Origin of the sequence: Halomonas sp. LES1 (assembly GCF_031846005.1) — a bacterium.
Taxonomy (GTDB): domain Bacteria; phylum Pseudomonadota; class Gammaproteobacteria; order Pseudomonadales; family Halomonadaceae; genus Halomonas.
In genome coordinates this window covers 57,390-82,182 of the sequence record NZ_JAVRGC010000007.1, presented here as the reverse complement: position 1 = coordinate 82,182, position 24,793 = coordinate 57,390, and the positions used below count along the sequence as shown (strand labels likewise).

General features: G+C 65.6%; 22 protein-coding genes. 17 read left to right on the top strand and 5 right to left on the bottom strand.

Annotated elements, in window-relative coordinates; translation table 11 throughout:
• Window positions 1–73: 73 nt before the first annotated feature.
• The 6 genes from ribE (at window position 74) to lon (ending at window position 6,388) form a co-directional block, all read left to right on the top strand.
• A complete protein-coding gene (ribE, locus tag RM463_RS14280; protein ID WP_195688037.1) occupies window positions 74–568 on the top strand; it encodes a 6,7-dimethyl-8-ribityllumazine synthase in 495 nt (164 codons plus the stop codon).
• Complete coding sequence (gene nusB / locus RM463_RS14275; protein WP_195688036.1) at window positions 565–1,062, top strand: transcription antitermination factor NusB; 498 nt, start codon at window positions 565–567, stop codon at window positions 1,060–1,062. Before ribE ends, nusB begins: the two co-directional genes overlap by 4 nt.
• Window positions 1,063–1,073: 11 nt before the next feature.
• Window positions 1,074–2,039 (top strand): thiamine-phosphate kinase, encoded by a 966-nt coding sequence (thiL, locus tag RM463_RS14270; RefSeq protein ID WP_311430365.1) that lies wholly within the window; start codon window positions 1,074–1,076, stop codon window positions 2,037–2,039.
• Window positions 2,036–2,509, top strand: a complete 474-nt coding sequence (locus RM463_RS14265; protein WP_195688034.1) for a phosphatidylglycerophosphatase A — start codon at window positions 2,036–2,038, stop codon at window positions 2,507–2,509. The genes thiL and RM463_RS14265 overlap by 4 nt, the downstream gene beginning before the upstream one ends.
• A gap of 73 nt (window positions 2,510–2,582) precedes the next feature.
• A complete protein-coding gene (locus tag RM463_RS14260) occupies window positions 2,583–3,818 on the top strand; it encodes a DUF945 family protein (protein ID WP_311430364.1) in 1,236 nt (411 codons plus the stop codon).
• A gap of 131 nt (window positions 3,819–3,949) precedes the next feature.
• Window positions 3,950–6,388: an endopeptidase La gene (lon, locus tag RM463_RS14255; RefSeq protein ID WP_311430363.1), complete on the top strand. Its 2,439-nt coding sequence runs from the start codon at window positions 3,950–3,952 to the stop codon at window positions 6,386–6,388.
• Window positions 6,389–6,502: 114 nt separating this feature from the next.
• Here lon and RM463_RS14250 read toward each other — a convergent pair whose 3' ends face one another.
• Window positions 6,503–7,231 (bottom strand): SDR family oxidoreductase, encoded by a 729-nt coding sequence (locus RM463_RS14250; RefSeq protein ID WP_311430362.1) that lies wholly within the window; start codon window positions 7,229–7,231, stop codon window positions 6,503–6,505.
• Between the two features lie 96 nt (window positions 7,232–7,327).
• Here RM463_RS14250 and RM463_RS14245 point away from each other — a divergent pair, with 96 nt between their 5' ends.
• The 5 genes from RM463_RS14245 (at window position 7,328) to RM463_RS14225 (ending at window position 13,846) form a co-directional block, all read left to right on the top strand.
• The gene (locus RM463_RS14245; protein WP_311430361.1) at window positions 7,328–8,305 is read left to right on the top strand and encodes a TAXI family TRAP transporter solute-binding subunit; all 978 of its coding nucleotides are present in this window, start codon (window positions 7,328–7,330) and stop codon (window positions 8,303–8,305) included.
• Window positions 8,305–10,128, top strand: coding sequence for a TRAP transporter fused permease subunit (locus RM463_RS14240; protein WP_311430360.1), 1,824 nt, complete (start codon window positions 8,305–8,307; stop codon window positions 10,126–10,128). Before RM463_RS14245 ends, RM463_RS14240 begins: the two co-directional genes overlap by 1 nt.
• Before the next feature lie 76 nt (window positions 10,129–10,204).
• A complete protein-coding gene (locus RM463_RS14235; RefSeq protein WP_311430359.1) occupies window positions 10,205–10,753 on the top strand; it encodes a hypothetical protein in 549 nt (182 codons plus the stop codon).
• A 102-nt stretch (window positions 10,754–10,855) separates the two neighbouring features.
• Entirely contained in the window at window positions 10,856–12,700 is a 1,845-nt protein-coding gene (gene ilvD / locus RM463_RS14230; RefSeq protein ID WP_311430358.1) for a dihydroxy-acid dehydratase, read from the top strand.
• Window positions 12,701–12,760: 60 nt separating this feature from the next.
• Window positions 12,761–13,846: an oxidoreductase gene (locus RM463_RS14225; RefSeq protein WP_311430357.1), complete on the top strand. Its 1,086-nt coding sequence runs from the start codon at window positions 12,761–12,763 to the stop codon at window positions 13,844–13,846.
• Window positions 13,847–13,864: 18 nt separating this feature from the next.
• On the opposite strand, the gene nudE is transcribed toward RM463_RS14225, so the two are convergent.
• Window positions 13,865–14,446, bottom strand: coding sequence for an ADP compounds hydrolase NudE (gene nudE / locus RM463_RS14220; protein WP_195688407.1), 582 nt, complete (start codon window positions 14,444–14,446; stop codon window positions 13,865–13,867).
• Between the two features lie 73 nt (window positions 14,447–14,519).
• Here nudE and yrfG point away from each other — a divergent pair, with 73 nt between their 5' ends.
• A complete protein-coding gene (gene yrfG / locus RM463_RS14215) occupies window positions 14,520–15,191 on the top strand; it encodes a GMP/IMP nucleotidase (protein WP_311430356.1) in 672 nt (223 codons plus the stop codon).
• Window positions 15,192–15,231: 40 nt separating this feature from the next.
• Window positions 15,232–15,618, top strand: coding sequence for a ribosome-associated heat shock protein Hsp15 (gene hslR, locus RM463_RS14210; RefSeq protein WP_195688405.1), 387 nt, complete (start codon window positions 15,232–15,234; stop codon window positions 15,616–15,618).
• A 45-nt stretch (window positions 15,619–15,663) separates the two neighbouring features.
• Here hslR and RM463_RS14205 read toward each other — a convergent pair whose 3' ends face one another.
• A complete protein-coding gene (locus RM463_RS14205; RefSeq protein ID WP_311430355.1) occupies window positions 15,664–16,116 on the bottom strand; it encodes a YaiI/YqxD family protein in 453 nt (150 codons plus the stop codon).
• A 448-nt stretch (window positions 16,117–16,564) separates the two neighbouring features.
• Here RM463_RS14205 and RM463_RS14200 point away from each other — a divergent pair, with 448 nt between their 5' ends.
• From RM463_RS14200 to RM463_RS14190, 3 genes are all read left to right on the top strand, one after another.
• Window positions 16,565–18,265 carry a DEAD/DEAH box helicase gene (locus RM463_RS14200; protein WP_311430354.1) on the top strand — a complete coding sequence of 567 codons (1,701 nt, stop codon included), beginning with the start codon at window positions 16,565–16,567 and terminating at the stop codon, window positions 18,263–18,265.
• A gap of 112 nt (window positions 18,266–18,377) precedes the next feature.
• Entirely contained in the window at window positions 18,378–19,361 is a 984-nt protein-coding gene (locus tag RM463_RS14195; protein WP_195688402.1) for a DMT family transporter, read from the top strand.
• A 189-nt stretch (window positions 19,362–19,550) separates the two neighbouring features.
• Window positions 19,551–20,353 (top strand): IS5 family transposase gene (locus RM463_RS14190; RefSeq protein WP_311430353.1). Its coding sequence is split into 2 segments (ribosomal slippage): window positions 19,551–19,881 and window positions 19,881–20,353, totalling 804 coding nucleotides; the frame shifts between segments, so codons are not numbered across the junction.
• 9 nt (window positions 20,354–20,362) lie between these two features.
• On the opposite strand, the gene RM463_RS14185 is transcribed toward RM463_RS14190, so the two are convergent.
• Both RM463_RS14185 and RM463_RS14180 read right to left on the bottom strand, forming a co-directional pair.
• A complete protein-coding gene (locus RM463_RS14185; protein WP_311430352.1) occupies window positions 20,363–21,271 on the bottom strand; it encodes a LysR family transcriptional regulator in 909 nt (302 codons plus the stop codon).
• Window positions 21,272–21,474: 203 nt separating this feature from the next.
• Entirely contained in the window at window positions 21,475–23,604 is a 2,130-nt protein-coding gene (locus RM463_RS14180; RefSeq protein WP_311430351.1) for a TonB-dependent receptor domain-containing protein, read from the bottom strand.
• A 236-nt stretch (window positions 23,605–23,840) separates the two neighbouring features.
• On the opposite strand from RM463_RS14180, the gene RM463_RS14175 reads away from it, so the two are divergent.
• Window positions 23,841–24,770 (top strand): ABC transporter substrate-binding protein, encoded by a 930-nt coding sequence (locus tag RM463_RS14175; RefSeq protein ID WP_409228786.1) that lies wholly within the window; start codon window positions 23,841–23,843, stop codon window positions 24,768–24,770.
• Window positions 24,771–24,793 lie beyond the last annotated feature (23 nt).

Genomic DNA, 24,793 nt, shown 5'->3' with positions numbered 1-24,793 from the left:
ATTCGCGTTCAACATTCCCATTCAACACCAGGCGCGGGTCGACCGCGCCAGTGAGTCTCAGCAGGAAACCGACATGGAACCCATTTCTCAAGTGGAAGGCAGCTTCGTCGACGTCGACGGGCGCTATGTGATCGTGGTGGGCCGCTTCAACCACCATGTGGTGGACAGCCTGGTAGAGGGCGCCGTTGACATCCTGGTGCGCCATGGCGTCGATGCCGAGAACATCGATATCGTCCATGTGCCCGGTGCCTGGGAGCTGCCGCTGGCGGTCAAGCAGGTCCTCAAGGCGGCGCGCCCCGAGGCCGTCATCGCCCTCGGCGCGGTGATCCGTGGCGGCACGCCGCACTTCGAATATGTGGCCGGCGGGTGCAATTCGGCCCTGGGGACTCTGCAGCTGGAGTTCGAGACGCCCATTGCCAACGGCGTGCTTACCGTCAACTCCATCGAGCAGGCCATCGAGCGTTCCGGCACCAAGGCCGGCAACAAGGGGGCCGAGGCCGCCATGGCGGCCATGGAGATGGTGTCGCTGATGCGCCAGCTTGGCGGCGGCGCCGAGGAGGAGGCATGAGCCGCGAACGCGCGCCTTCCAAGGCGCAGCAGTCGCGTCGTGCCGCCCGCGAGCTGGCGGTGCAGTGCCTCTACCAGTGGCAGCTGACCGGCAAGTCCATGAGCGCGGTGGAGGCGGAGTTCCGCAGCCAGCTGGCCGATGATGACCTCGAGGATCACGAGAACTGGCACAAGGTCATGGGGATCGCCGACCTGGCCCTGTTCCATGAGCTGGTGCACAACGTGTCGCGTTTTCGTGCCGACCTGGATGCCTCCATCGCGCCGCTGCTCGACCGCAAGCTCGAGGAGCTCGACGCCATCGAGCTCGCCATCCTGCGCCTGGGCGCCTACGAGCTCTCGCGCCGCCTGGAGGTGCCGTATCGTGTGGCGATCAACGAGGGGGTCGAGCTGGCCAAGTCGTTCGGTGCCACCGACGGCCACAAGTACGTCAACAGCATCCTCGACAAGCTTGCCGGGCGCCTGCGTGGCGCCGAGGTAGCCGCCCGCCGCCGCTGAAGGATGACCGGATGCACAGCGAATTCGAACTCATCGCACGCCACTTTACCCCCGCCACGCCCGGCCCCGAGTCCGGTGTGGCCCTGGGGGTGGGCGATGATTGTGCGCTGCTGGCCCCCACCCCGGGCCGGCGGCTGGCGGTGAGCGTCGACACCTCGGTGCTCGGGGTCCACTTTCCGCCCGGGGCGCCCCCCGAAGCGGTTGGCCATCGCGCCCTGGCGGTCAGTCTCTCCGATCTGGCCGCCATGGGGGCCAGGCCGCGCTGGTGCTTTATGGCGCTCACTCTCGAGGAGAGTGATGACGCCTGGCTGGAGAGCTTCTCGCGCGGCTTCCTGGCGCTCTGCGAGGAGACCGGCACCAGCCTGGCCGGCGGCGACATCACCCGTGGCCAACTGGCCATCGGCGTCACCGTGATGGGGGAGGTGTCACCCGAGGTGGCCATCGGCCGGAGCGGGGGTCGTCCCGGCGACCTGCTGGCGGTGACCGGGGCCCTGGGCGGTGGCGCCGGAGGCCTGGCCGCCTGGCAGGCGGGTGAGCGTGACCTTGCACACCCGCTGCTTGAGCGCTATCTCACCCCCAAGCCGCGGCTGGCCGCCGGCCAGGCCCTGGCGGGGCTTGCCACGGCCGGCCTGGATATCTCCGACGGGCTGCTTGCCGATCTGGGGCATGTCCTCGAGCGCTCCGGAGGCGGCGCACACCTCGAGCCCGAGGCCCTGCCGCTGGCCGAGGGACTGGTCGAGGCGCTGGGCGAGGAGGGCGCACAACAGGCGGCCCTGACCGGTGGCGACGATTATGAGCTGTTGGTGAGCCTGCCCCCCGAGCAGCTGGAGGAGGCCCGGTCACGACTGGCGGGGCTGTCACTCCCCCTCACGGTGGTCGGTCGGCTCACAGAAGTCGCCGGCGTGAGTGGTGTGACGGCGACCCAGCGCACCGGCTGGCAGCATTTCCACGGTGCTGGCCGGGGAGGCAAACCATGAATCGAGCCCCGTCCAGTGTCTGGCATCGTCCATCGCACTTTCTGGCCTTCGGCCTCGGCAGCGGCGCCGTGCCCTGGGCGCCGGGTACCTTCGGCACCCTGGCGGCCATCCCTTTCTACTGGCTGCTCTCCGAGCTATCGCTCTCCTGGTACTGGGGCGTCGTCATCATCGCCTTTGTCTGGGGCGTATGGCTCTGCGAGAAGACCTCCCGCGACCTCGGTGTCCACGACCATTCGGGCATCGTCTGGGACGAGTTCGTGGGCTACTGGATCACCATGGCGGCCATTCCCTTCTCGTGGGAGTCGGCGCTCTGGGGGTTCCTGATCTTCCGGGTCTTCGACGTGATCAAGCCATTCCCCATTCGCTGGGCCGATCGTCGTGTGGCCGGCGGCTTCGGCATCATGATCGACGATGTTCTCGCCGGCATCTTCGCCGGCAGCCTTATGCACCTTTGGTTCTGGCTACACTAGACCCTAAAACCAGAGCCTAGATTGGTATCGCGGTGGTGTCGGCTGCCGGGGTGCCGCAGGGAAGGGAGTCACCATGCGCAAGGAACGACTCATCGTGCCACTGGTGGTAGGGCTGGCGTCGCTCTGGGCCGTGGCCCAGTATGCCGCCTCGCTGCTCTTCGAACGCGAGCTGGTGCGCATGTTGAGCGACCTGGAGGCGCGCGGTGAGCTGGTGGTCGAGCGTGTCGCCGTTGAGCGTGGCTGGCTCTCCTCGTCGGGACGCGTTGCGATCGCCCCGCTGCTGGGGGATGACTGGCAGCTCGCCTTCACCTACTCTGCCCGCCACGGGGTGCTCAGCACCCGGCTGGATGGCGAGCTTCACCCTACCCTGGGGCCGGAGCAGCAGCGCCTGTTCGGCGACGCCCTGCCATCCTCGGCACCCCGCTGGCATGCCCGCTATCAGACTCTGGGAGGGACACTCGAGGGCAGTATCGGACTGTCGCCCTTCGTGATTCATCAGCAGGAGCGCGAGCTCGACTTCCAGGGCGGTCAGGTGACCTTCGGTGGCGAGTATGGCGACTGGTGGCTGCGTGCCAGGCTCAAGCCGCTGCGCCTCAGTGATGGCGACACCACCCTGGAGGCGGGACCTTCGAGCCTCGAGAGCCGCTACGCCTACACCGCGGGTGCCTACCACTTCACCCAGCATGACCTGCTGCATCTTGACCAGCTTACCTGGCGTCAGCCGGGACTGGTGCTCGATGGCAGCGAGCTGGACTATCGAAGCCGCATGGAACTCGATGACAGCGAGCTGCGCATCGAGGGTGAGCTTGTCCTGGGGGAGCTGGTGGCCGAAGAGCAGGTGCTGCTGACCGGCCGTGTGGAGGCGCAGCTCTCGCGTCTGCATGCCGAGGCCCTGCGAACGCTGCTCAGCCGGCTGCGCGAAGAGGTCATGCAGGCTCATCGCTACACCCCGCGTGAATTGATCGAACGGCTGGAGCCGGAGTTCAAGGCCCTGCTGCAGGACTCGCCGCGTCTGGATATCAGCAGGGTGGATCTCGACAGCCCCATGCTCGGTGTTTCCGTCCAGGGGGAGGGGGTGCTGATCTTCGACCCACGACATCTCGATGAGCTCAGGGTGGCTCGCCTCGATGACCCCGAGGAGCAGGCGCATTGGCGCCGCCGCCTCGACGGCGACTTCGTCTGGCGTGATGTCCCTACCGTGGTGACCCTGTGGTTGGGCCTGCCGTTGAGTACCCAGGAGCTGGTGGTGGACGTTATTCGCGGCAAGGTGCGCGTCAATGGCCGCCCGCTGCCGCCGCTCCGGCGCTGACGGCGGGTCGTCAGGCTTGAAGTTCCCGCTCGTCGCCCGCATCCCTAAGAGCATTGGCTTAAGAATACTGGCTTAAGAACATTAGCCTAACAGCATTGGCATAAGCCCAACCGCTTGGACAGGGAGACACCATGAGCGATGAACAGGACCGCCACGATACGGATGAGCCGGAGTGGATTCACCACGGGCAGGACGAGGATCTCGACCTCGGTGAAACGCAGGGTGACACCAAGCACTCCGTCGTGCCGGCCCGCGAGGCGTTGCCCGAGCGAATCTATCTGCTGCCCATCCATAATCGCCCCTTCTTTCCCGCCCAGGTGCAGCCGCTGGTCATCAATCGCGAGCGCTGGGACGAGACGATCGAGCGTGTCGCCAAGACCCCTCACCATACCGTGGGCCTCGCCTTCGTTGGGGAGGGCGCCTCGGAAGGCATGGCCGATGGCGATTTCCCCGAGATCGGCACCGCGGTCAAGATGCACAAGCTGCAGGGCGAGGAGGACCAGCTGCAGTTCATCGCCCAGGGCCTGCAGCGCTTCAGGATCCAGCGCTGGATCTCCCGGGAGCCACCCTATCTGGTGGAGGTGAGCTACCCGCGGGAGCCGGTGGATGCGGAGGCGGATGAGGCCCGAGCCTACGCCATGTCGTTGATCAACGGCATCAAGGAGCTGTTGCCGATCAACCCGCTCTATGGCGAGGAGCTCAAGCACTACCTCAATCGCTTCAGCCCCCACGAACCGGGTCCGCTCACCGACTTCGCCGCCGCCATCACTTCGGCCAAGGGGTACGAGCTGCAGGACGTGCTGGCGACCCTGCCGGTGCTCGCCCGCATGCAGAAGGTGCTGCCGCTGCTGCGCAAGGAGATCGAGGTCGCCCAGCTGCAGAGCGAGATCAGCGACCAGGTCAATGCCCAGATGCAGGAGCGCCAGCGCGAGTTCTTCCTGCGCGAGCAGCTCAAGGTGATCCAGCGGGAGCTGGGCATCTCCAAGGATGACCGCGAGAGCGACGTCGACACCTTCCGCGACCGCCTGGAGAGCCTGGTGGTGCCGCCCAAGGTGCTGACCCGCATCGAGGAGGAGCTCGACAAGCTGGCCATGCTCGAGACCGGTTCGCCGGAGTATGGCACCACCCGCAACTACCTCGATTGGCTGACCAGCATGCCGTGGGGAGTGCGTAGCCAGGACCAGCTCGACCTGGCCCATGCGCGCAAGGTGCTCGACCGCGATCACGACGGCCTGGCCGACGTCAAGGAGCGCATCGTCGAGTTCCTCGCCGAGGGTACCTTCAAGGGCGACGTGGGCGGCTCCATCGTGCTGCTGGTGGGGCCACCCGGGGTGGGCAAGACCTCCGTCGGCCGCTCCATCGCCGACGCCCTGGGGCGCGAGTTCTACCGCTTCTCGGTAGGTGGCATGCGCGACGAGGCGGAGATCAAGGGGCATCGGCGTACCTATGTCGGCGCCATGCCCGGCAAGCTGGCCCAGGCCCTCAAGGAGGTCGAGGTCGAGAATCCGGTGATCATGCTCGACGAGATCGACAAGATGGGTCAGTCCTTCCAGGGCGACCCCGCCTCGGCGCTGCTCGAGGTGCTCGACCCGGAGCAGAACGTCGACTTCCTCGATCACTACCTGGACGTGCGCCTGGACCTCTCCAAGGTGCTCTTCGTCTGCACCGCCAATACCCCGGATTCGATTCCGCCGGCGCTGATCGACCGCATGGAGCAGATCCGCCTCTCAGGCTATATCGCCGAGGAGAAGGTGGCCATCGCCCGGAATCACCTGTGGCCGAAGCTGCTCAAGCGCAACAACATCCCCAAGAAGCGTATCAACCTCACCGCGGCGGCGCTGCGTCAGGTGATCGAGGGCTATGCCCGGGAAGCCGGGGTGCGCCAGCTCGAGAAGCAGCTGCACCGCATCGTGCGCAAGGCGGCGGTCACGCTGCTGGAGAGCGACCAGCAGACGGTCAAGGTATCGGTCAAGAACCTCGAGGAGTATCTTGGGGCGCCGCTGTTTCGCAAGGAGCAGGTGCTCGGCGGCGAGGGGGTGGTCACCGGCCTGGCCTGGACCTCCATGGGGGGCGCCACCCTGCCCATCGAGGCGGGCAAGGTTCACGCCCTGGACCGTGGCTTCAAGCTGACCGGCAAGCTCGGTGACGTGATGCAGGAGTCGGCCAATATCGCCTACAGCTATGTGCTGGGCCATCTGACCGAGTATGGCGCCGACGCCGACTTCTTCGACTCGGCCTTCGTTCACCTGCACGTGCCGGAGGGTGCCACGCCCAAGGATGGCCCCTCGGCGGGGGTGGCCATGACCACCGCGCTGTTGTCGCTGGCCAAGCATCAGGCCATCGATCGCAATCTGGCGATGACCGGGGAGCTGACGCTGACGGGGCATGTGCTGCCGGTGGGTGGTATCCGCGAGAAGGTGATCGCCGCCCGGCGCAGCGGTATCTTCGAGGTCATCCTGCCCGATGCCAACCGCCGCGACTATGACGAGCTGCCCGAGCACCTCAAGGAGGGCGTCACCGTGCACTTCGCCAAGCGCTACAAGGATGTGGCGAGAGTGGTGTTCGGCTGATCCGGTTGCGCAGGCGACATAAGCAATAATCCCCAGAACCCCGGAAACGGTAACGGTGCCGATTCCGGGGTTATTCGTGACAAGGGGCTACCCGTGGCGTCTCAACGGGTAACGCTAGATCGCCGCCGTGGCACCGCCGTCGATGATCAGGGTGTCGCCGGAGATAAAGGTATTCTCGGCCGAGACCAGGAAGGCCACGGCGCGTGCCACCTCATCGGCCAGGGCCACCCGGCCCAGCGGCGTGGCGGCCTGCCAGCGGCTCCTGGATTCGGAACTGGCATCCTGCATGCCGGCGCTGACCGGTCCGGGGGCGAGTGCATTGACCAGAATGCCGCGGGGACCCAGCTCGACCGCCAGCGCTCGGGTCAGGGCCAGGATGGCGCCCTTGCTCATGGCGTAGGCGCTGCGCTCGCTTCCGGTGCGCAGGCCGTGGGCCGAGGCCACATTGACGATGCGCCCGCCGTTCTGCATCAGGGCGACCGCGTGCTGCAGCGCCTGGAAGGGGCCGCTGACATTGATCGCCATGACCCGCTCCAGCTCGTCGCGCGAGGTGTCGGTAAAGCCGGCGCGGTGGATCACACCCGCGGCGTTGATGCAGGCATCCAGGCCACCAGCCTGTTCGGCGATTGTCGCGAAGGCGGTGGTTAGGGTGTCGGGGTCACACAGGTCACAGCCCAGATAGCGTGCCTGGCCGGGCCAGCGTGTGGTGAGCTCCTCGAGGGCAGCACGGCGGTCGGGAAGGTCCAGTAGCCAGACCCGGTGGCCGGCAGCGAGCAGATGGTCGGCAATCGCGCTCCCGATGCCGCCGGCGGCGCCCAGCAGGGCTACACGGTATGTCAACATGGGGGATGGTTCCTCGGGTGGGCGAACGGCATTATAGTGATTGCTGAATTAAACAGTCACAACATGATGAATGCTGGACCACCCTGGGAGATAACGATGCCCCGCTTTACCCGTACCCTGCTGGCCTCCACCACGGCGATCCTGATGGGCGCCATGGCCCTCCATGCCCAGGCCGAAACCCGTGTGACCTACAAGTCGGCGTCCGTCGGTACCGCCTATTATCAGATGGGTGTCGAGCTGGCCGAGGCCATTCGCGAGGGCACCGATGGTGACGTGGTGGTGACCCTCGAGGAGAGCCAAGGCTCGGTACAGAACGTCATGGAGGTGATGGCGCGTCAGGGCAACTATGTGTTCACCACCCCGCCGGGGCTGGTGACGCGTGCCCTGGAGGGGACCGGCCCCTTCGCCAAGCGACAGAACCCACGCTTCGCGGAAATTCGCGGCCTGTTTCCGATCCCGGCCATTACCATGCACTTCGTGCTGGCCGATGAGCAGGGCAGTGGTGGGGGCGTTGTTGATCTCGATGCCCTGGAAGGCAAGGAGATCCTTATCGGCCAGGGCACCTTCGGGGCACGTGAGGCTCAGCGCTACCTGGAACTGTTCGAGCTGATCGACAAGGTGGAGGTTGCCAATGCCAGCATCGGCAGCGGCCCGGACGCCCTGAAGAATGGCCAGATCGACGCCTTCGTGACCGCCAGCTCCTTCCCCACCCCCAATGTGATCGAGACGGCGGCCAGCATGCCGATCAGCCTGGTCACGCTGAGCGATGAGCAGATCGAAGAGACCGGAGCGGCGCGTCAGACCATCCCGGCGGGCACCTATGCCGGGGTCGATGAGGACGTGGAGACGACCTCACTGCCGGTGATCGCCTACACCACCAGTGCCATGGATGACGATACCGCCTATGCCTTGACCCGCACCTTCTGGGAGCGCCGTGATGCCATGGCGGAGGAGGCCGCCTGGTGGGGCAGCATCACCCACGACATGGTCGGCAATATCGCCGGCACCCTCCACCCGGGGGCCCTGCGCTACTACGATGAGGCCGGTATCGAGGTTCCCGACGAGCTGCGCTGATGTCACATACTCATTCATCAACCCCATCATCAACTCCATCGCCGGCCGTGGCCGGCGATGCCACGTCGGCGCGTCCGTCTCCGGCCTGGGTGATCCTCGGTGCCGTCAGCGTCATCTTCCATCTGGGGCTGATCTTCTATGGGTTGGCACCGGCGCTGATCAGTCGACCGATCCACATGGCCCTGGCGCTGCCCTGGATCCTGATCTTCATGGCCCGCACGCCCTTCGAGCGCGCCAGCGGCTGGGTGCTGACCGGGCTGGGGGTGGCCGCCTGCGGATTTATCGTCGTCAACCACGACGCCCTGTTGCAGCAGTATGGGTTTATCGATACTCCGCTGCAGATGGTCATCGGTGCCTTCCTGGTGTTGCTGGCGCTGGAAGCGGCGCGCCGCGCCATCGGCTGGCCGTTGCCGCTGGTGGCACTCGTGGCGCTGCTCTATGGGCTGTTCGGTGACCTGATACCCGGCCAGTTCGGCCACCCCGGGATGCCGCTGCCGAGCTTCATGGGCACCCTGACGATCTCCGAAGGGGGGCTATGGGGCTCGCTGACCGGGGTCAGCGTCGGTGTGGTGGCCATCTTCGTGATCTTCGGTGCGGTGCTCAATGCCGGCGAGGCGGGGCGTGGCTTCATGAATCTTGCCGGTGCCATGGCGGGTCGCCTGACCGGCGGGGCCGCCAAGGTGTCGGTGATCTCCTCGGCCCTGATGGGGTCGATCTCCGGTTCGGCCTCGGCCAACGTGGCCTCGACCGGGGCCATCACCATTCCCGGCATGGTGCGCCTGGGCTATCCTCGCTCCCTGGCGGGCGGGGTGGAGGCGGTCGCCTCCTCCGGCGGGCAGATCATGCCACCGTTGATGGGGGCCGGGGCCTTCGTGATGGTGGAGCTCACCGGTACCCCCTACACACAGATCATGGCGGCGGCGATGCTGCCGGCGATTCTCTACTTTGCCACCGTGTGGGTGGGCATCAACGCCTACGCGACACGCCACGACCTCAAGCCGCTGGCCGAGAAGGACCGCCCCGCGGGACGCGAGGTATTGATTACCTCGCTGTTCTTCGCCGTCCCCTTCGTGACCCTGCTGGAGCGCATCTTCGTGGGCGGCTACACGCCCCAGTACGCGGCCAGCCTGGCGATCTTCGCCGGCCTGGCACTGCTCTTCCTCGACGTCTCCCTGAGCTTTTCGCTGCGCGGTTTCGCCGCTCGTCTGGCGGAGGCGCTGGTCACGGCGGGCCGTCAGGTGGCGGTGATCGGCTCCATCATCATCTGTGCGTCGCTGGTGATCGGTGTGCTGGCGATGACGGGGCTGGGGGTCAAGATCACCTCGGGGATCCTGGCACTGTCCAACGACATGCTGTGGCCGGCGCTGCTGCTGACCGCCTTGGCCTGCCTGGTGCTGGGGATGGAGGTGCCCACCACGGCGGCCTATGTGATCTGCGTCTCGGTCGCCGGTCCGGCGTTGATCTCGCTGGGGCTCGAGCCGCTGCTGGCGCACCTCTTCGTGTTCTGGTTCGCGCTGCTCTCGACCATCACGCCGCCGGTCTGTGGTGGGGTCTTTATCGCCGCCGGCATGGTCGGGGAGAGCTGGCTCAGGGTGGCCTTCAAGGCCATGGCGCTTGGCATCGGGCTCTATCTGATTCCGCTGGCCATGGTGGCCAACCCCGAGGTGATCCAGCTGGCGTCAGCCCCTGGGGCGGCGGTGTTCGACATGCTCAAGATCGGCGTCGGCCTGGCGGCCATCTCCTTCGGCGTGATCGCACGCCGGGCGGTAGGCGTGCGGCTGCTGCTGGTGGTGGCCGGGGCGCTCATCGTGTTTATGGTCTAGCGTGTGGAACCCTGCGACGGCTCATTCTGTGAATAGATTCGCAGAATGCGGCGGATCTTTGTTAAAGGAGGTTGGGATGCGTTTCGCCACCCTGGGGCCCGAGGGCAGCAATCATGCGCTGGTGCTGGGCCGCTATCTCGACAAGCATGGCATCGTCGATGCCGAGGTCTCCCTCTTCGAGGCCTTTCCGGAGGCCTTCGAGGCCCTGCTGGCCGGTCGCGTCGGCCGGGTACTGCAGTGTAGCGCCCACTTCAGCCATGCCGACTGTGTGGGGCGTACCATGCATCGCGCCTTCCCGGTGGATCTCTTCGTCGCCGGTAGCCAACCACTGGCGCTGCTGGCGCGCGCGGAGGTGGCCGCTCCGGTGACGGTCGGGCTCCAACCGGCCACCCGTCACTACACGGATCTCTCCGCCTTCACCGAGCAGCGTGACTACGCCACCATCGTGGATGTGGCCGCCGCGTTGCTGGCGGGGGATATCGACGCCGGCATCTGCCCACGCGAGACGCTGGGGCGGCACTCCCAAGCGCTGCGACTGGTGGAGGACCTGGGCCCGGCGCTGGATGTCTGGGTGCTCTACGGCACTCGACCACTGCCCGATCACCACCCTCTGGTCATTGCCTGAGTCACTGGCCTGACGGCCGGCCGCGTGCCAGAATCGTCGGCTGACCTGGACACCGAGCCGCCGGCACAGGCGGCCGCCGAGAGAAGAAGAGAAGAGGACAGCATGCCCGAGTATCGTTCCCGCACCACCACCGCCGGCCGCAACATGGCCGGCGCTCGCGCCCTGTGGCGCGCCACAGGCATGAAGGACGAGGACTTTCACAAGCCGATCATCGCCGTGGCCAACTCCTTCACCCAGTTCGTGCCGGGGCATGTGCACCTGAAGGACATGGGGCAGCTGGTGGCCCGGGAGATCGAGAAGGCCGGCGGGGTGGCCAAGGAGTTCAACACCATCGCCGTGGACGACGGCATCGCGATGGGCCACGACGGCATGCTCTATTCGCTGCCGAGTCGCGACCTGATCGCCGACAGCGTCGAGTACATGGTCAACGCCCACTGCGCCGATGCCCTGGTGTGCATCTCCAACTGCGACAAGATCACCCCGGGGATGCTGATGGCCGCCATGCGCCTCAACGTGCCGGTGATCTTCGTCTCCGGCGGGCCCATGGAAGCGGGCAAGACCAAGCTGCTCGATCATGGCCTGGACCTGGTCGACGCCATGGTGATGGCCGCCGACGACAGCGTCGATGACGAGACACTCGCCGAGATCGAGCGCAGCGCCTGCCCTACCTGCGGCTCTTGCTCCGGCATGTTCACCGCCAACTCCATGAACTGTCTGATGGAGGCGCTGGGCCTGGCGCTACCGGGCAGCGGGACCGTGGTGGCCACCCATGCCGACCGTCGTCGCCTGTTCGAGAATGCCGGTCACCGCATCGTCGAGCTGGCCAAACGCTATTACGAGAATGAGGAGGCGCACCTGCTGCCCCGTGCCATCGGTGCCAAGGCGGCGTTCAGGAACGCCATGACCCTGGATATCGCCATGGGCGGCTCCACCAATACCATCCTGCACCTGCTGGCCGCCGCCCAGGAGGCCGAGATCGATTTCGACATGACCGATATCGACCGTCTGTCGCGGGAGGTACCGCAGTTGTGCAAGGTGGCGCCGAACACCCAGAAGTATCACATCGAGGATGTGCACCGGGCCGGCGGCATCATGGCCATCCTCGGCGAGCTCGACCGGGCCGGGGTGCTGGATACCCGCGTGCCCACCGTCTACGGCGATAGCCTGGCCGAGGCGCTCGAGGAGTGGGACATCATGCGCTCGCCGAGCCCCGAGGTGGTGGAGTTCTTCAAGGCCGGCCCCGGCGGGGTGCCGACCCAGGTGGCCTTCTCCCAGAGTGCTCGCTGGCCGAGCCTCGACGGCGACCGTGCCACCGGCTGTATCCGCGATCTCGACCATGCCTTCTCCCGGGAGGGCGGCTTGGCCGTGCTCAAGGGCAATATCGCCGTCGACGGCTGCGTGGTGAAGACCGCCGGGGTCGACGAGTCGATCCTGGTCTTCGAGGGCCGCGCCCACGTGGTGGAGTCCCAGGACCAGGCGGTGGCAGACATCCTTGCCGACCGGGTCAGCGAGGGCGACGTGGTGGTGATCCGCTACGAGGGTCCCAAGGGCGGCCCCGGCATGCAGGAGATGCTCTACCCGACCAGCTACCTGAAATCCAAGGGCCTGGGCAAGGCGTGTGCGCTGCTTACCGATGGCCGTTTCTCCGGGGGTACCTCGGGGCTCTCCATCGGCCACGTCTCACCGGAAGCTGCCGCCGGCGGCGCCATCGGCCTGATCGAGCAGGGAGATATCATCCAGATCGATATTCCCAACCGTGGGATCAACGTCAAGCTCAGCGATGAGGAGCTGGCCAGTCGCCGTGCGGCCATGGAGGCGAAAGGCACAGATGCCTGGAAGCCGGTTATCCAGCGCGACCGCAAGGTCACCGCGGCGCTCAAGGCCTATGCACTGCTCGCCACCTCTGCCGACAAGGGCGCGGTACGCGACCTGAGCAAGCTCGACTGAACCACCCCACGACGCCCCGGCCCCGGCCGGGGCGTCGAGTTTCCAGCGAGGAGAGCTGCGATGAAGACCTTAACGCTCGGCGTCGGGCTGGTCGGGTATGGCCTGGCGGGCCAGGTGTTCCATGCCCCCTTGATCAATGCCACCAAGGGCATGCAGCTGGCCGCCGTGGTCAGCTCGGATGCCGACAGGGTTCATGCCGACCTGCCGGGGGTGGAGGTGCTGCCCAAGGCGGCGGCGCTGTTCGAGCGGCAGGACATCGACCTGGTGGTGATCGCCACCCCCAACGATACTCATTACTCTCTGGTCAAGGCCGCCCTGGCGGCGGGCAAGCATGTGGTGGTGGACAAGCCCTTTGCGGTGACGCTCTCCGAGGCGCGAATGTTGCGCGCCCAGGCGGATAACGCCGACCGTAGCCTGAGCGTCTTTCACAACCGCCGCTGGGACAGCGACTTCCTGACGCTCAAGGAGCTGATTGATGCGGGCAGCCTGGGGCGAGTGGTATCGCTGGAGTCTCGCTTCGATCGCTTCCGGCCCACGGTGAGCGACCGTTGGCGTGATAATCATCGACCGGGCGCGGGGATCTGGTACGACCTCGGACCACACCTGCTCGACCAGGTCGTGCAGCTGTTCGGCATGCCGCGGGCGATCCTGGTGGAGCTGGCCACGCTGCGTGACGGCGCCGAAGTGGATGATGACTTCCACTGCCTGCTGGAGTACGACGGGCTAAGGGTCAGCCTGCAGGCGAGTTCGCTGGTGGCCGATCCTACTCCGCGCTTTCGTGTGCATGGCACCCATGGCAGCTACGTGAAGTTTGGTCAGGATCCCCAGGAGGCCCACCTGCAGGAGTCACTGGCGGTCATGCCTGGCATGGGCGTGGATCCCGAGCCGGGGCAGTTGAGCCTGGTGGCCGACGAAGAGGATGTGCCGGAGGTACAGCAGCACCTCAACCTGCCGGGAGACTACCCGGCCTTCTACGCCGGGGTGGTGGAGATGCTGTTGCATGGTGCGCCACCGCCCGTTTCGCTGGATAGCGCCTTGCAGGTCATGGAGCTGCTGGAGGTGGGGCTGGACAGCTATCGCCAGGCGCGCTGGCTGCGACTCAAGGAGGGCAACAGCCAGCTGCGTCAGCGCCTGCATCGCCGCTGAGTCGCATCATCGGCAGGGCTACCAGAGCTCGCCGCCCTCCGCCTCGCTACGCAGCCGTTCCCGGGCGATATAGAGTGCCGCGATGGCTCGAGCCTCATGGAAGTCCTCCCGGGCCAGCAGGGCGGGCAGCTCCTCGAGGGCGTGGGTCTCCACGATCAACGGTTCGGGTTCATCACCGGGCAGGCGCTTGGGATAAAGGTCCGTGGCCAGCAGCACCTGCATGCGATGGCGCATGTAGTTGGGGGCCAGTGATAGCTCGACCAGCGGTTCGATGCGTCGTGCGCCGAAGCCGCACTCCTCCATCAGCTCGCGGTTGCCGGCGCTGATGATATCCTCACCCGGGTCGACCAGCCCCTTGGGCAGGGTCAGCACATACTCCTCGAAGCCGGCGGCATACTCGCGGATCAGCAGCACGTGTTCGGGGTCGGGCATGGCCACGATCATCACGGCGCCGCTGTCGCTGCCGGTCAGGCGCTCGAAGGTGCGCTCCTCGCCATTGGAGAAGCGCAGATCGAGCGATTCGACATGAAAGAGGCGGCTTCTGGCCTCCGAGCGGCGGTCGAGGATGGCGGGCTTCTGTGGCCAGTCGGGCGAAGTCATCGGTGGCTCCGTTTCTGGGTAGGAACTTGCCTGCTACCATATCACCTCCCGCAAGCCACGACCCGGAACTCTCATGATTGACTGGCGCGCCATCGATACCGTTCTGCTGGACATGGACGGCACCCTGCTGGACCTGCACTTCGACAGCCACTTCTGGCTCGAGCATCTGCCGCGTCGCTATGTGGAGCTGCATCAACTCGATGAAGCCACCCAGGAGAGGGTGCGCGCGAAGGTCATCGGCGAGCAGGGGACACTCGACTGGTACAGCCTCGACTACTGGAGCCGCGAGCTCGACGTCGATGTGGTCGCCCTCAAGCGCGAGATTCAACACCTGATCGGCCTGCGCAGCGACGCCCTGGATTTCCTCAGGTGGCTCAAGCTGGCTCATCCCCGGGTCGTGCTGGCCACCAATGCCGACCGCGCCAGCCTGGCACTCAAGTTGCCGCTGACCGGTCTTGAGCCCTACCTGGATGCCATCGTCTCCTCGGCCGACTTCGGTGCGCCCAAGGAGGAGCAGGTGTTCTGGACGCGCCTGCAGGAGGTCGAGCCCTTCGTGCCGGCCCGCACCCTGTTTATCGACGACAACCCACGGGTACTGGAGAGCGCCCGACAGTTCGGCATTCGTCATCTGTTGGGCATCAAGCAGCCCAACAGTCAGCGGCCCGAACGCGAGCTGGAGGAGTTCATCACCCTGGACACCTTCGCGACCATTCTGCCTGGCAACGAGCCGCCCCTGACCCCTTGAGCGGTGGGTGGGCTCGTGGCCGACAGCTAGGAGGATTCCCATGGATAGTGTCAGGCTCGACAAGTGGCTGTGGGCGGCACGCTTCTTCAAGACCCGCGGCCTGGCCAAGAAGGCCATCGAGGGTGGCAAGGTGCACTACAACGGCGGCCGGGCCAAGACCAGCAAGAACGTCGAGGTCGGTGCCATCATACGCGTGCCCCAGGGCTGGGATATCTGGGAGGTGGAGGTGATGGCACTCTCCGACCAGCGGCGTGGCGCCCCCGAGGCGCGCGAACTCTACCGCGAGACCGAGGAGAGTGCCCGCCGCCGCGAGCAGGAGGCCGAGGCGCGACGACTGACCAATCAGGTCATGCAGCACCCTCTCAAGCGCCCGGACAAGAAGCAGCGTCGCGAGATCCAGCGCTTCCAGCGCAATCAGGGGGAGTAGGAGGTAGGCTCCGCCTCGCGACTGGCGCCTGGATATCGAAAGGGGTTAACGGTGCGCCTTGGCCAGCCAGCGGTCCAGCGCATTGGCAAACTCACGGCGGTCGGTATCGGAGTACCCCTTGGGGCCGCCGGTATGCTCGCCGCTGGCGCGTAGGGTCTCCATGAAATCCCTCATTTGCACTCGCGCACGGATGTTATCGGCGTCGAGTGTCTCGCCACGGGTGGTCATTACCTTCGCACCGCGCTCGATGGCGGCCATGGCCAGCGGCAGGTCCGAGGTGATCACCAGGTCATCGGCCGCCAGACGCTCGATGATCTCGTCATCGGCGGCATCGAAGCCGTGACTGACGGCCAGCGCCTTGACGACCGGTGAGCGGGGTAGGGGCACCGTATGGTTGGCCACGAACCAGGTGGGCGTGGCGGTTCGCTCGGCGGCGCGCACGATGATCTCGCGGGCCACCCTGGGGCAGGCATCGGCATCGACCCATAGGCTGGGCATGATATCTCCTCGATGGAACAACGCAGTAAGAGAAAGACCAAAAAGGCTGGCCAGGCTAGGTCGACGATGGTAGCATGCGCCCTCCTCGCATGTGCTGACCCCACCATCATGTACGACGCCATCGCTGGCGGTCATCGACCGAACAGAAGATGGGCGCCGCAACGCCAGGCCCAGCCGCCATTGCCGGCCGCCGCAAGCGTTCGAATTGTGTAGATGGAGCGCCAACCGAGATTCCGCCGTTCTGGCGTGATCGGCGCAAACGGTCGCCACAGGGGTTCACTGTCATCACCGATGGCGCTGACCCGATGCCAGGTGCGACCGGCGTCCCCGACTCCGATGTCCCGTGCTGACAGCCATCACTGGCCGCAGCGCGCCTGATCGCTTTTCGCTCGCGTCAGGGACGCCAATGAATTTACGCCGGTGATCCCGGCTTACCAAGGTGTGATCAATGACCTCTTCTTCCGTCGCCTCGCCGAACTTCGGTGATCTTGCCCTGCTGCCTGCTGTTCTCTCTGCCGTCGAGACCCTGGGCTACCAGACCCCCTCGCCGATCCAGATGGAGACCATTCCGGCGCTGCTGGAAGGGCGCGACATGCTGGGCCAGGCCCAGACCGGTACCGGCAAGACCGCGGCCTTCGCCCTGCCGCTGCTCTCGCGTCTCGAACTGACTCGCCGTGAGCCGCAGGTGCTGGTCATGGCGCCGACCCGCGAGCTGGCGCAGCAGGTGGCCGTCTCCTTCAGCCGCTATGGACAGAACCTCCAGGGCCTGGAAGTCGCGACCCTGTGTGGCGGCCAGGAGTATCGCGAGCAGCTGGGTGCGTTGCGACGTGGCGCCCAGGTCGTCGTGGGTACCCCGGGGCGGATCATCGATCACCTGGATCGCGGCAGCCTCAAGCTCGACGGTCTCAGCGCCCTGGTGCTGGACGAGGCCGACGAGATGCTGCGCATGGGCTTCATCGACGACGTCAAGCGCGTGGTGGCCGACACCCCCAAGGAAGCCCAGCGGGTGTTCTTCTCCGCGACCCTGCCCGCCGAGATCGAGCGTATCGTCAACCGCTACCTGGTGGACCCGGTCAAGGTCTCCATCGAGTCGCGTACCACCACCGGCGAGAACATCGAGCAGCGTCTGGTGCGGGTCGACGGCGGTGCCAAGCTGGAGGCACTTTCGCGCATCCTCGAGGTGGAGCCGGTCGACGGGGCGATCGTTTTCGTGCGTACCCGTGCCGCCTGTACCACCCTGACCGAGCAGCTCTCCGCTCGCGGCCTCAACGTGGCGAGCCTCTCGGGTGATCTGGACCAGAGCCTGCGCGAGCGCACCATTCAGCGTCTCAAGCGCGGCAAGGTCGACGTGCTGATCGCCACCGATGTCGCCGCCCGTGGCCTCGACGTGCCGCGTATCACCCATGTCTTCAACTACGATCTGCCCCAGGATTCCGAGGCCTACACCCACCGCATCGGCCGTACCGGCCGTGCCGGGCGCACCGGTACCTCGATCACCTTCGTCGGCTTCCGTGAGGGCCGCAAGGTAGGCTGGATCGAGCAGGCCACCGGCCAGAAGATGAGCGAGATGGCGGTGCCTGACGAGTCGGCCATTCGCGCGCACCGCGACGAGGCGTTCCACCAGAAGGTGATTGCCGCCCTGACCGCCGGTGCCGAGGAGCAGCAGGCCCTGGTCGAGCGTCTGATCGGTGAGGGTTACGACCCCGTCGAGCTGGCCTGTGCCTTCGCCCGCCTGGCGCGTGCCGACGAGGCGCCCATCGGCCGCCTGCAGGCGCCCCGCAAGGAGCGCGCCCCGCGTGATGCCAAGCCGGGCCGTGGACCGCGTGACCGTGCGCCCAGCGAGGGGATGACCCGCTACCGTGTGGCCGTGGGCCACAAGGACGGCGTCAAGCCCGGCCAGCTGGTCGGTGCCCTGGCCAACGAGGGCGGTATCGAAGGCGCGCGTATCGGGCGCATCGACATCCGCAACGCCTTCTCCGTGGTCGAGCTGCCCAGCTCGCTGCCGTCCAGCATTCTGGCCAAGATGGCGCGCGCCCGTGTCGCCGGCCGCCCGCTGGAGATCAGCGAGGATCGTGGCACTTCCGAGCGTGCCCCGCGCCGTCGCAACGATGATGGCCAGGCGCCGATTCGTCGCCAGTCACGCGCGTAACGCCTCGGCTGCCGCCCCCAGGGCGGCATTCCACCTCACGACAGGTCGGAGCCCAGCTCCGGCCTGTCGTCGTTAGTGAACTCGATAACTTCGAGCATCGGGAGGATGCATCATGTGGAAGCGTTTGCCGTTTCGCCTGCGCGGCTATCTGATCACGATGAGTGGTGTGCTGCTGCTCTCGCCGGATGCGCTGCTGGTCAAGGACACCTCGGTAGATGTCGCCACCTTCATGTTCTGGCGTGGATTGATGCTGGGTGTGGTGCTGCTGCTGATCGCCGCGGCACGCTATCGCGAGCGCCTGGGGAAGGCGATACTGGCCTGCGGACCCGCGGCATTGTGGTGCCCGCTCGCCTTTGCCGCCAGCGCCTGGGCCTTCGTGGTGGCCACTCGCCTGACCTCGGCGGGCAATGTGCTGGTCATGCTCAACCTGGCGCCCCTGGTGGCCGGGCTGATCGGTCTGCTGTTCTTCCGGCAGCGGTTGCGCCGCCAGACCTGGGTGGTGATCGCAATCTGTATTACCGGCGCCAGCCTGATGGCCGCCGGTGAGGTGGGGCAGGGGAGTCTGCTGGGCCTGGCGGTGGCGATGATCGTGCCGGTCTCCATTGCGATCAACACCAGCGTCGCGAGCTCACGACCCGGTGCCGGAAAGCGTGGCCTGGACACCACGGTGGTGCTGCCCCTGGGATGCCTGGTGATGCTGGTCCCCGGGGCGCTGATGGGCGGCGCCCAGATACCCGATGGCGACAATATGCAGCGCCTGTTGCTGATGGGGATGCTGCTGCCGCTGGCCTACTTCCTGATCCAGACCGGGGCGCGCTACCTGCCGGGTGCCGAGGTCAGCCTGGTGATGCTGCTCGAGACCCTGGTCGGTACCCTGCTGGTGTGGTGGTGGGTCGGCGAGGTGCCGGCGCCGCTCGCCTTCGTGGGTGGGGGGATGATCGTCGCCGCCATGCTGATCAGCTCGCTGCGTGACCTCCTGCGCCAGCGCCGCAAGGCTGCCGAGGGGGCCCCGGACACCCGGCGCCTGCGTGACGAGGCCGCGGAAGAGAGCCTCGAACGCGGAGACCTCGCACCGCCGGTGGGTGAGCGCCACTGAGGCGGCGGCCTCGGGAGTTTGAAGCTGGAAGAGCGCCGCTTCGCGGCTGGAAGCTGAAAGGAAGGGCGCTCTTCGCACCTATGCCTGTAGTGCCTGTGGTCACCTTGTGGGAAGGCGCGACTCGGCGTCAGGGCTAAGAGCGCTTTTCAAAACCTTGATTCACGCCAGTGACAACCCCAGCCTGTTGGTATGGCCAAGAAGATCGTATCCGACGAGCTTTGGGAAATCGTGGAGCCGCTGTTACCGCCGGAGAAGCCAAAGCCGCGTGGTGGCCGACCTCCCAACTCCAACCGTGCCACCTTGACCGGGATCCTCTTCGTTCTGAAGGCCGGTATCCCATGGGACATGCTGCCTCAGGAAATGGGGTGCGGCTCCGGCGTCACCTGCTGGCGTCGCCTTCGAGACTGGCATGAGGCCGGTGTCTGGCAAAGGCTGCATCAGGTGCTGTTGGAGCACCTGCACGGTGCCGACCGTCTGGATTGGGATCGAGCCTGCATGGACAGTGCCTCCATAAAGGCCAAAAAAGGGGGGCTGCCACGGGGCCGAATCCGACGGACCGAGGCCGACCGGGCACCAAGCGCCACCTGTTGTCTGACCGTTTCGGGACACCGCTGGCGGTACGACTGACGGGGGCGAATACGCACGATAGCGTGCTCCTGGAAGATCTGCTGGATGCCGTCCATCCCGTGGTAGGACGACGTGGCCGGCCACGGCAACGTCCCCGCAAGCTGCATGCGGACAAGGCCTACGGTGCTCGACGTTGCCGCCGAGCCTGTCGCACCCGACACATTCGGCCCCGAATAGCTCGCCGAAGCATCGAAGATGGCCAGAGGCTCGGACGCCACCGCTGGGTGGTGGAACGTACCTTCGCCTGGATGGAGCAGATGAGGCGTCTGGCCACGCGTTACGAGCGCCGAGCCGACATCCATGAGGCGTTTACCCTGCTGGGCTGCTCGATGATCTGCTTCAAACGGCTCATGAGAGCGTTTTGAAATAAGCTCTTAGGAGGCATTATACCATGACGCCGGCACTGCCTGGCGCAGTGCATCGAGCAGGGCGTCCATGCGCTGGGGGCGCTGGCCATAGGGGTAAAGCAGCGTGGCTGCCAGCGGCGTTGGTCGCCACTCGGGCAGACAGGGCATGAGTTCACCGGGGTGATACACCTCTCGTGCCGCGACGAGCCATTCCGGCAGCACCCCGAGGCCCTGGCCCTGAGCGATGGCATCCAACTGCAGCTCCGGCAGGTTGACGCTAAGCCGGGAGCGTGGCGGGCGAAAGCAGAATTCGCCCCGCTCGGCGTGGTGTAAGGTCAACCCGTCATGGGTGGTGCCGAGCAGGTCGATCCAAGGGTGGTATGCCAGCGTGTCGGGACATGTTGGTGCCTCGTGGCGTGCCAGATAGCCGGGGCTGGCGTAGAGCCGCTGGGTGAGCCGCCCCAGGGGCTCTGTCTTGAGGCCGGTCTCGGTGGGCAGTTCGCCCAGCCATACCTGCACGCACTGTTTTCCCGAGGAATATTCCGGACGTTTGCGTGCCTGCAGGGTCAACTCCATTTCGGGGTGGCATGCCAGGAAGGCCTCGACCACCTTGGCCGCCCAGCTGCGCGTTAGGCTGCAGTGCACTCCCAGGGTAAGGTGCCCGCGCATTACTTCGGAAAGATCGGCCAGCGCCTCGCGGCTGCGGCTGGCCAGGCTCAGCATCTCGCGGCAGTAGTCGTGAAATACCTGCCCCGCCTCGGTAGGTGTTAGCCGGTTGGCCTGGCGCCGCAGCAGCGTCTGCCCAAGCCGCGATTCTAGCTGGGTGATGCGACGGCTGAGTGTCGACTTGGCCAGGCCCATTTCACGGGCGCTGCGGGTCAGGCTGCCCGAGGTCATCACCGCATCGAAGGCGGCCAGTTCATCGAAGTCGTGCATGATCGTGAGGGTTGCGCCGAAAGATGGACAGTATGTCATGTCATGAATATTAATAAAAACGATTAAGGTTTAGTTTTGTGTCGTTACCTCCTTATAGTGAATAGAGAGCAGCATGAAGGGTAATAAAAAGCCCCGGGGTGGTCGGGGCGAAGCGAAGCATCGGATACAGAGAGATGGGGCTCGAAACAGAAGATGAGTCGACGTCAGAACTCGTAGCGAGCGGAGAGCCAGAGGCGGCGGCCTTCCGCGCTATTGGCATAAATATTGCCGTAGCTGGCACCGCCATCGTAGGCGCGGTAGTCGACGAAGTCCTTGTCGAACAGGTTCCGGATCGTGGCGCTCACTGTGAAGGCATTGGATACTCGATAGCTGCCGCCCAGATGAAACAACGCATAGGACTCGAAGTCGCCCAGGTCGTCGTAGGAGGCCGCCCCGCGCACTCGCTCGCGGTTGCGGTAGCGCTCGCTGCGATATTCGCCGGAGAGCCAGGTGCCGAGGCGGTCGGTGGCCTGCCAGCGCAGGGTGCCGTTGACGGCGTGCTCCGGGGTATCGGTTAGAGGCTCACCCTGCTGCTCACCACTCTTCTGCTCGCTCTCGGTATAGGTGTAGTTGGCACTCAGGTTGACGCTTTCCGAGAGCTGGATGCGTGTGGATAGCTCGATGCCCTGGGTCTCGGCCTCGTCGATATTGATGTCTTGAGAGTAGGTGCCATCAGGGATCATCGGATCACCGCTGACCACGATACCCGGGCCGGAGGAGATCTTGTCGTCGAAGCGGTTGTGGAAGAGGGTGGCGCTGGCCATGAACCCCTTGCCGTTATCGTACTGGGCGGCGAGTTCGCTGCTGGTGCTCTTTTCCGGCTGCAGGTCAGGGTTGCCGATGGTCAGGATGGTACCTTGGCCGGTGACACCATTGATGCCATTGTGCAAGTCGTTGAGTGAGGGTGTCCTGTAGCCACGGCTGACTCCTCCTTTGAGGGTCCAGTCATCACTGGCGCTCCATACGAGATAGCCGCGGGGACTGAACTGACTGCCGAAGGCGTCATGGTGGTCGTAACGGCCACCCAGGGTCAGGGCCCAGTCCTCGGCCAACCACCACTCGTCTTCGGCGAACAGTGCCCAGGTGGTCTGCTCGAAGGCTTCGGTAGCAAGACCATCGGTCAGCTCGGAATCCATCCATTGACCGCCGAGCGTTGTCATATGGTCGCCAAGCGGCATGATGAACTTGCTGTCCAGGACGGTGTTAGTCGTTTCGAGCTCACGTGCATCGCCGCCCACAATATCGGGGAAACCTGTATAAGGCTGCCCCATGGTGCCCGGGATGGTGCGACCCTTGGTCTCGGTGGTGTTGTGCATCAGGCTGGACTCCCAGGTGCCGGCGGTGAAGCGACCGGTATGCCCGACGGCGATCTGGTCGCGCTCGAAGCGCAGCTCGTCGCTGTAGCCGTTGGCCACGCCCGGGTCGGGTTCGCAGCTGCGGGTGCGACCGTCCAGGGTGCCCAGCTGACAGTCATCGTTGGTGTACTCCTGGCGGCTAGTCTCGCCGTCGAGCCAGAGTTCATGGTCCTGGTGGGGCGTCAGGGTGAGCCTGGCGCCCAGGCTGTAAATATCCCCCTCGACGGGGCTGGGGCCGCGCTGGCTGACTGGCACCTCGGTACCGTCTGTTTCGGTATAGGTCAGGCTTGAGGCGTCGCGCTCATAAAACCGACCACGCACCTGGAGTCCGAGGGTGTCTTCGATCAGCGGGCCGCTGGCATAGAGGCTGGTCTCGCGGCTGTCGCCGAAGTCGTCATGCTGATTAAAGGTGCTTTCGGCCTGCACCGAGCCGCTCCATTCCTGACCAACCTTGCGGGTGATGATGTTGATCACCCCACCCATGGCATCGGAGCCGTAGAGGGTCGACATCGGTCCGCGGATCACCTCGATGCGTTCGATGCTGGAGACAGGCGGCATGAAACTGGTGGAGGTCTCGCCGAAGCCATTGGGAGTAACACTGCCGGCGGTGTTCTGGCGGCGGCCGTCGATCAGGATCAGGGTATAGTCGCTGGGCATTCCACGGATGCTGATATTGCGACCGCCGGTCTTGCCTACCTGGCCGCCCACATCGACGCCCTCCACATCGCGCAGGGCATCGGCGACGCTGCTGACCCGCTTCTCCTCCAGCTCCTGGCGGCTGATTACCGAGATGCTGGCCGGAGCCTCGGCCATGGCCTGCTCGAAGCCGGCGGCGGTGACCACGATGTTATCCAGCTGCCGGGTCTCCTGGGCCAGGGCAGTGGAAGCGGTGACCAGCGCGACGGCACTGGTCAGGAGATGAGGGTTGAAGCGGTTCATGGCATGCCTTGAATGAGATTGATTTCGAATAATCTTTGCATTTTATATGGGAATCATCATCAAATAACACTTGCTTTCACAAAACATTGTGTTGCAGAAAGAGGAACGCTGCCCCGGTTTGCGCCTGCCTCAGAAGCCTTCTCTTTGCGATATCTCGAACGCAGCGTTGCGTTATTTGCTACATGCAAAAGCCTCTGATAATTATTATCATAGCGGAGACCAAGGAGATCCTGCCCATGTTGCATGTCACACGCCACGCCGCCGCCATGGCCGGCCTGACCACGCTTTTGACCTTTTCCACGGCTCAGGCCGCCAGCGTTGCCACCGCCCATGGTGAAGTCGAAGTTCCCGATGCCCCCGAGCGGGTGGTAACCCTCCATGAGGGCGCCCTGGATGCTGCCCTGGCGGTGGAGGTAACGCCCGTGGGCGCCGTCACTACCCGCGGTGGTGATGGCGTCGCCCGCTATATCGAGGCCTACCTCGAAGAAGAGACCCGCCCGGCCATTGTCGGGGTGGTGCGCGAGGTCAACCTGGAAGCTGTGCTGGCCGAGCGGCCGGACTTGATCCTGGCCTCCCCGCAGCTGTCCGACGAGCAGTACAGGTTGCTGTCTAAGATCGCGCCCACCGTGGTACCGGAGGCCCGTGAGCTGGCCCCCGATAATTGGCTGCATGAAGCGCGCCTCTTCGGTGAGGCCCTGGGCCGCGAGGAGGCGCTGGAAAGCGCCATCACCCGGGTAGAAGAGCGCGCCGCGGCAGTGGCCGAGGCAGTCGAAGAAGCCGGCGTGGGCGGCAGCGCCAACCTGGTGCGCTGGATGCCTCAGGGCCCGCTGGTGATGTCCGATGCGCTGTTTTCCAGCGCTATGCTGGCGGCGGCCGGCCTCGAGGTGACCGATGCCGGACTGGTCAATCAAGGCGGGGTGCATAGCGACCCGCTGAGCCTCGAGAACCTCTCGCGGCTGGAGGGTGACTGGCTGTTTCTGGCCACTCTGAATGAAGAGGGCGATCAGGCCCTGGAAGCGGCCAGGCAGTCGGCCGCCTTCGCCCGCCTGCCGGTCGTGAAGAGCGATCGGGTGGTTCCGGTGGATGGCCAGCTGTGGACCAGCGCCAGTGGCCCGCTGGCTGCCCAGGCGATCCTGGACGACATCCAAGCCGCGCTGCTGCCCTGATGGCGGCGAGCGGCTTCTGTCTT